Raw genomic sequence first — 6,318 nt, forward strand, 5'->3', positions numbered from 1 at the left:
GTCGTCGCCCGTCTCCGTCCGGTCGTCCTCGCCCGTCTCGCGCACTTGGCGGACCACTTCGTCTCCGTCGGCGGAGTCGGTCGACGCTCGGGGCGGCGAGGCCGGTTGAAAGCGCATGACGACGGCCGTTCCGCGTGCGTCGCGTTCCTCGAAGTCGATGGACGCGTACGACCCGTTGAGGATCCACTTCACCAGCCAGAGCCCCAGTCCGCTGGCGTGCTGGAGTTGCGTCTCGATGCCGGCTTCGAGCGCTTCGAGTTCCGAGGCGGGGATGCCGGGGCCGTTGTCGACGACGCGTATCTCGACGTCGTCGCTCCCGGCGTGTCTGGAGACGGAGATACCGACGCGCGGGAGGATTCGGTCGTTGTGTTCGAGGGCGTTGTCGACGACGTTCGTGAGCGCAGTACCGACGTGGTTCGTCGCCAGCACCCACTGCTCGTCCGGGAGGTGCGTGTTGACGACGACCGAGGAGTGCGTCTCCCGCAGTTCCTCGACTTTCGCGCGTACGACGCTCGTCACCTCGACTGGCTGGCGTTCGCGGTCCTCGCCGTGGAGCGTCTGGTCCACCTCGCGTGCGCGTTCGCCCAGCGAGACGAGCGACAGCGCCTTCTTCCGAATCGTCTCGACGTGCTTCCGTCGCGCCGGGTCGTCGATCGTCTCCGCCAACAGGTCGGCGTGGCCGAGGATGACGTTCATGTCGTTCCGCAGGTCGTGTCTGAGGACGCGGTTGAGGACGCGCAGTCGTTGCTGGTAGCGGCGGCGGTTGGTCACGTCCCGGGAGTTGACGACGACGCCGTCGACGGCCGGGTCGTCGAGCATGTTCACCGCGACGGTGTCGAGCACCCGCCACGACCCGTCGGCGTGTTCGTGACGGAACTCCGTCCGCGCCGTCTCGCGGGATTCTATCTCCTCGAACAGTTCCCGGGCCTGTTCGCGGTCGTCCGGGTGTATCCGGTCGAACGCGTTGCTGTCCTCGAACTCGTGGCGGGGGATGCCGAGGACGTGTTCGGACGCGGGACTGGTGTACCGGCGCGTGCCGTCCCGGTCGAGGATGCTGACGAGGTCCCGCGAGTTCTCGATGAGCGCGCGGAACTTCGCCTCGGTCCGGCGACGTTCGGTCGTGTCCCGGAGGACGAGCGTCCACCCGCGTTCGTGTCCCTCGCCGTTCCCGAGTGCGGTGGCCGTCGCCTCGTAGTGGCGGCTTCCCTCCTCGACTTCGACGGTGAGGTCGAGACGGTCCCTGTCGCCGTCGAGCAGTGCGTACATCCCGAGCGAGTTGTGGCTGACGTCGGCGACGTGCGAGCCGACCACCTCCTCCTGCGGGACGGTGAAAAGCGGAAGCGCGGCGGGGTTCAACTCGACGACGCGCGCCCGGTCGTCGAGGACGACGATGCCGTCGCGCATCTCCGAGATGGCGTAGTCGCGCGCGACGGGGGTGACGTCGAACAGGTCGTCCGTCCGGAGTCCGAACAGCACCACGAGGGCGGCCAGTCCGAGCGCGACGGGCAGGGCGTCGGCTCGCTGTGAGAGTCCGAGGAGGCGCGATGCGAACGCCGCCAGCGGAATCGAGGCGGCCGCGAGGACGACGACGGTGCCGCGCTGATAGGAGTCGTCGCCGCGGACGAGCAACCGCCCCACCGCGACGGTTCCGGTGACCGACAGCGCGGCGGCGTAGAGGAGGTGTGCCTCGTACAGCGGACCGTACGACACCGAGAGAGAGGCGGCCGACGGCGCGGAGACGAGACCGAAGTCGGCGACGAAGAGGTCGGTCCTCCCCGTGATGCCGGCGAACGTGAGGAGGGCGGCGAGGGAGGGTTCGACGGACAGGGCGGCGAGCGTTCGACGCGAGAGGAGCGAGTCGTCGCCCGCGTACGCGAGCGAGAACACGAACCAGAGCGTCGGCGTGAACGCCGCGGCGGTCCACCACAGCCAGACCCAGAGCAGTTTGCCGTCCAGCGACGCCGCCGTCAACTGGAAGCCGTACGCCGTCGCCCAGACCGCACAGGAGAGCGTCAGTATCGAGAACGGCAGGCGGACGCGACGCGAGTAGAACGGGTGTCGGAGCAGAACGGCGATGGTGACCGACGCACAGAGCGCTCCGGCTACGAAGAGGAGAGCCGGATTCGGTGGGGTCATCGGTTCTGTGGCATCGGGGTGGTGACTCCTTTCGGTCGTTCGTCGGTGCCAGCGGAGTTCCGCGAGGGACGGTGTTCTCGACGATATCGACGGAAAACACGGCCTTAAAATGTCGGCCTCGGCTATCACTGGTGAGAACTGGGAACGGGTGTCAGTCGGGCCCCGGAACCCGGAGGCTAACCGACGAACGCACCGCCGAAACGACTCGTTAGGGCTCGAACGCGGTGGTTCACGCGGTCTATAACGATACCGGTCGGTGGGCTACCACCGGTATGGACGACAGCCCGTACCTCACGCCGGCGGAACTGGACTTCCGGCGAGACCCGAGCGTGACCGCACTCGGCGACGGCCGGTACGTCGTCGCCACCGACCCCCCGGACGACGCGGCGAAGACGCCCGACGGAGACTCTGACGCGGCCGGCCGACCGGACGCCCCGTCCGCCCGCCCGACGGGCGAACTCGACACCGACGGCGGCGTCGCGGTGGCCGACCCCGGTGCGGTGACGAACGAGGCCGGTTCGGTAGCGGCCGAGTCGGCGAAGGCCGACGCGACGGACGAGTCGCCGGAGTACTTCCTCGACGTCGCGGCGCGCACCGACGAGGGGGAGTTCGACGCGCGCTTCGAGAGCGACGACATCGGCGTCGTCTGCGCGGCGATGCTCCGCTGGTACGCGCGGCGCGTCTCGCCGGAGGACGACCCGAAGAAGGTGCTGTCGGTGGTCCTCTCGCGGTCCGAGTTCGCGCTATAGCCCCAGTTCCCGACCGATGACGAGGTGCTGTATCTCGCTGGTCCCCTCGCCTATCTCCATCAGTTTGGCGTCGCGGTAGAACCGCTGGGGCGAAGTCCTCGGTGTAGCCGTAGCCGCCGAGCACCTGCACGGCGTCCTCGGCGACTTCGCGGGCGGTCTCCGACGCGTCGAGTTTCGCCAGCGCCGCGCCCGCGTCACGGACTCGCCGGCGTCGTACTGCGTCGCCGCCTTGTGGGTCAGCAGGCGGGCGCGTTCGGTCTTCCGGTGCATGTCGACGAGTTTGTCGCGGATGGCGTCGAACTTCGAGATGGGCTTGCCGAACTGCTCTCGGTCGCCGGCGTACGTCTTCGCCGCCTCGTAGGCGCCCTGCGCGAGGCCCGTCGAGAGGGCGGCGATGGAGATGCGTCCGCCGTCCAGCGTCTTCTTCGTCTGCGTCCAGCCCTCGCCCTCCTCGCCGAGCAGGCGGTCCTCGGGGAGGCGGACGTCGTCGAACGCGAGTTCGCAGGTGGGCGAGCAGTTCAGGCCCATCTTGTCCCACACGGAGGTCACCTCGAACCCGTCGTCGTTCCGCGGGTCCACGATGAACGTCGAGATGCCGTCGTAGCCCTCGCCGGGGGCGGTGACGGCCTTCACGAGGACCGACCCGGCGACGTTCGCGTTCGTGATGAACTGCTTCGTGCCGTTCAACACCCACTCGTCGCCGTCCTTCTCCGCGGTCGTGTCCATGTCGCTGGCGTCCGACCCCGACCCGGGTTCGGTGAGTGCCCACGCGCCCATGTGCTCGCCCTCGGCGAGGGGGCGGAGCCACCGCTCTTTCTGTTCTTCGGTGCCGAACATCTCGATGGGCTTCGACGCCAGCGAGACGTGGGCGGCGTACGAGAGCCCGATGCCGCCGGAGACGCGGCCCAGTTCCTCCGTGACGAGGGCGTACATCAACTGGTCGCCTCCGAGGCCGCCGTACTCCTCGGAGACGGGGACGCCGAGCATGTCGAGGGCGGCGAGTTCGTCGAACACCTCCTCGGGGAAGCGGTGTTCGTCCTCTATCTCCTGTGCGATGGGGGAAATCTCCTCCTCGCAGAACTCCCGGACGGTGTCGCGTATCATCCGGTGCTCGGAGGGTAACTCGAAGTCCATACCCGTCCGTTCCGCCGACGGCCCAATAAACCAATCGAACGACCGTGAGGGACCGCCGGACGACGGGCGAGACTCCGCCGCGATTATGGCGGGGGAACGCGAATCGCCGCCCATGTACGAGCGAATTCTGGTGCCGACCGACGGCAGCGAGTGCGCCGAAGCGGCGGTCGACCACGCCCTCGACCTGGCCTCGAAGTACGACGCAGAGGTACACGTCCTCTACGTCGTCGACGTGCGCGTGAGCGGACAGGGCGAGTGGGCACTCGACGCCGAGGCGGTCCACGAGGCGGGACAGGACCACGGCGACGCGGTGGTCGAACGGGTGGCCGAGGGAATCCGCTCGGCGGGCGTCGAGGCGACGACGGCCGTCAGGACGGGCATCCCGGGCAACGAGATACGCGACTACGCCGCCGAGGCGGGTTGTGACCTCGTCGTGATGGGGACGCACGGTCGGACCGGTATCGACCGCTACCTGATCGGGAGCGTCGCCGAACGCATCGTCCGCACCGCCGACGTGCCGGTGATGACCGTCCGCGCCGAGGACTGACGCGGGTCGTCGGTTCCGTCCGGCGATTCGCACGCCGTGCTGCCGACAGGACAGTTAAACCTGCGGCGGTCCTTACCCGGTGATATGGAACTCCGCCGCCTCGTCAGGGGGCGCGTGGACTGGCCCCGACTGGAGGCCGTCGTCCGCGAGTTGCGCGAACGGTACGGACGCGAGGAGTTGCACGTCCGCTTTCTGGAGGCCGACAACTGGCTCTCGACGCCGATGGTCGTCGACGACGAGTGGTTCGTGAAGGTCGTCTCGCGGCAGAACTCGCTGGTCCACGCGCTCTTCACCACCGGCCGGAACCTCGGCGCGTTCTCTTCGGGCACCGAGGGCTTCTTCGAACACTTCGGGACGCCGTTGGAGATGGCCGAGCACGAACTGGAGGCGACGCGCCGGATGCGCGACATCGGGCTGAACGCGCCCGAACCCGTCGAGGCGTTCGAGGTGCAGGGTCTCGGCGTCCTCGTCCTCGAGTACCTCGACGACTTCCGGACGCTGGACGAACTCGGCCGTGAGACCGAGGCCCGACTCGCGCCCGCGGTGTTCGCCTCGCTCCGAACGATGCACGACCACAACCTCGTCCACGGCGACTTGCGCGCGGAGAACGTTCTCATCGTCGACGACGAGGTGTACTTCATCGACGCGACGAACGTGAGCGAGGAGGGGGCGGCCGACGCGAAGTCGTACGACCTCGCGTGCGCCATCGCGGCTATCGAACCGCTCATCGGCGCGAAGGCCACCGTCGACGCCGCCCTGGAGTCCTACGAGGCGACGGCCCTCCTCGACGCCCTCGACTTCCTCGACTTCGTCAACATCCGTCCCGACCACGACTTCGACGCCGCCGCGCTGAAGGGCGTCATCGGGCACCGAGCGTCCTGACCGCAGGAGCCGTTTTCTCCCGGCGTCGCCATCCTCTCCTATGCGCCTCCGCTTCGACGACCGCACGTTCGACTACCAGACGCTCCGCGCGGCGACGCGACGCTCCGCGTGTTCACCGAAGGAGAGGGCGCGGCCGACCACTGCCAACTCGGTAACCTCTCGCTGGCGCACGGCGTCGTCTACGACTGGCTCGACGACGCGCTGTGAGCCGCGTTACTGACCCGTGAGGTGCTTCTCGAAGAGGTCCGCGTTCTTGACGTTCGACTTCCAGAAGACGTCGAAGACGTCGCCCAGCACCGGAATCGAACCGACGCCGACGTCGACGACGATGTTGAACAGCATCTTCGCGATGACGCCCTTGTCGGCACCGGCGCGCGCCGCCTCCGCGACGGTGTAGAGCGAGACGGCGCCGGTCACGAGGTCACCCGACACCGGGAGGAGACCGACGAGGGAGTCGAGGCCGATTCCCTTGTTCGTGCCGGGAATCGTCACCGCCTCGTCCATCAGGTCCGCGAGGAAGCGAACTCGACGGAGCGCGCTCTCCTCCTGTGCGGTGAGTTCGTCCGTGGAGACGTCTAGCTCTTCGTCCATCGCGTCGTCGAGAGAGACTACTGACTCTGACATACTACTCACTACGACCCCACCACTCGTGACTTTGGTGGCCGTATATACAACGATGGAGCTAGTGAAAAAAAAAAAACTCCGCGATGCGCGGCGGCGACGGACTGAAGCGGCGGGCCGCATCTGCCCCGCCGCCGGCGGTGGATATTTGCTGCTGTATCGAGAGCATCCCCGCATGCAGTCCGTCCGATTGGCCCTCCTCGGAGCGGTGACGATCGCCGTCCTCCTCGCCGCGGCCGAGTCGTCGTC

The 6,318-nt window shown here is 67.9% G+C and carries 6 protein-coding genes and 1 pseudogene; 4 read left to right on the forward strand and 3 right to left on the reverse strand.

Features of this window, described 5'->3' with window-relative positions; all coding sequences use genetic code 11:
• The coding region (locus tag GJ632_RS18390; protein WP_191453705.1) for a histidine kinase N-terminal 7TM domain-containing protein at positions 1–2,136 on the reverse strand (2,136 nt) is incomplete at its 3' end.
• Positions 2,137–2,408: 272 nt separating this feature from the next.
• On the opposite strand from GJ632_RS18390, the gene GJ632_RS18395 reads away from it, so the two are divergent.
• Complete coding sequence (locus GJ632_RS18395; RefSeq protein WP_191453706.1) at positions 2,409–2,885, forward strand: hypothetical protein; 477 nt, start codon at positions 2,409–2,411, stop codon at positions 2,883–2,885.
• On the opposite strand, the pseudogene GJ632_RS18400 reads toward GJ632_RS18395, so the two are convergent.
• Positions 2,880–4,019: pseudogene (locus tag GJ632_RS18400) on the reverse strand (acyl-CoA dehydrogenase family protein). The gene GJ632_RS18395 and the pseudogene GJ632_RS18400 sit on opposite strands and share 6 nt — an antisense overlap.
• A gap of 112 nt (positions 4,020–4,131) precedes the next feature.
• Here GJ632_RS18400 and GJ632_RS18405 point away from each other — a divergent pair.
• Entirely contained in the window at positions 4,132–4,566 is a 435-nt protein-coding gene (locus tag GJ632_RS18405) for a universal stress protein (protein ID WP_191453707.1), read from the forward strand.
• Between the two features lie 84 nt (positions 4,567–4,650).
• Entirely contained in the window at positions 4,651–5,448 is a 798-nt protein-coding gene (locus GJ632_RS18410) for an RIO1 family regulatory kinase/ATPase (RefSeq protein WP_089806163.1), read from the forward strand.
• Positions 5,449–5,661: 213 nt separating this feature from the next.
• On the opposite strand, the gene GJ632_RS18415 is transcribed toward GJ632_RS18410, so the two are convergent.
• A complete protein-coding gene (locus GJ632_RS18415; RefSeq protein WP_231751671.1) occupies positions 5,662–6,072 on the reverse strand; it encodes a DUF4112 domain-containing protein in 411 nt (136 codons plus the stop codon).
• Between the two features lie 52 nt (positions 6,073–6,124).
• Here GJ632_RS18415 and GJ632_RS18420 point away from each other — a divergent pair.
• The coding region (locus tag GJ632_RS18420; RefSeq protein ID WP_191453708.1) for a hypothetical protein at positions 6,125–6,318 on the forward strand (194 nt) is incomplete at its 3' end.

Origin of the sequence: Halogeometricum sp. CBA1124 (assembly GCF_009741955.1) — an archaeon.
Lineage (GTDB): Archaea > Halobacteriota > Halobacteria > Halobacteriales > Haloferacaceae > Halogeometricum > Halogeometricum rufum.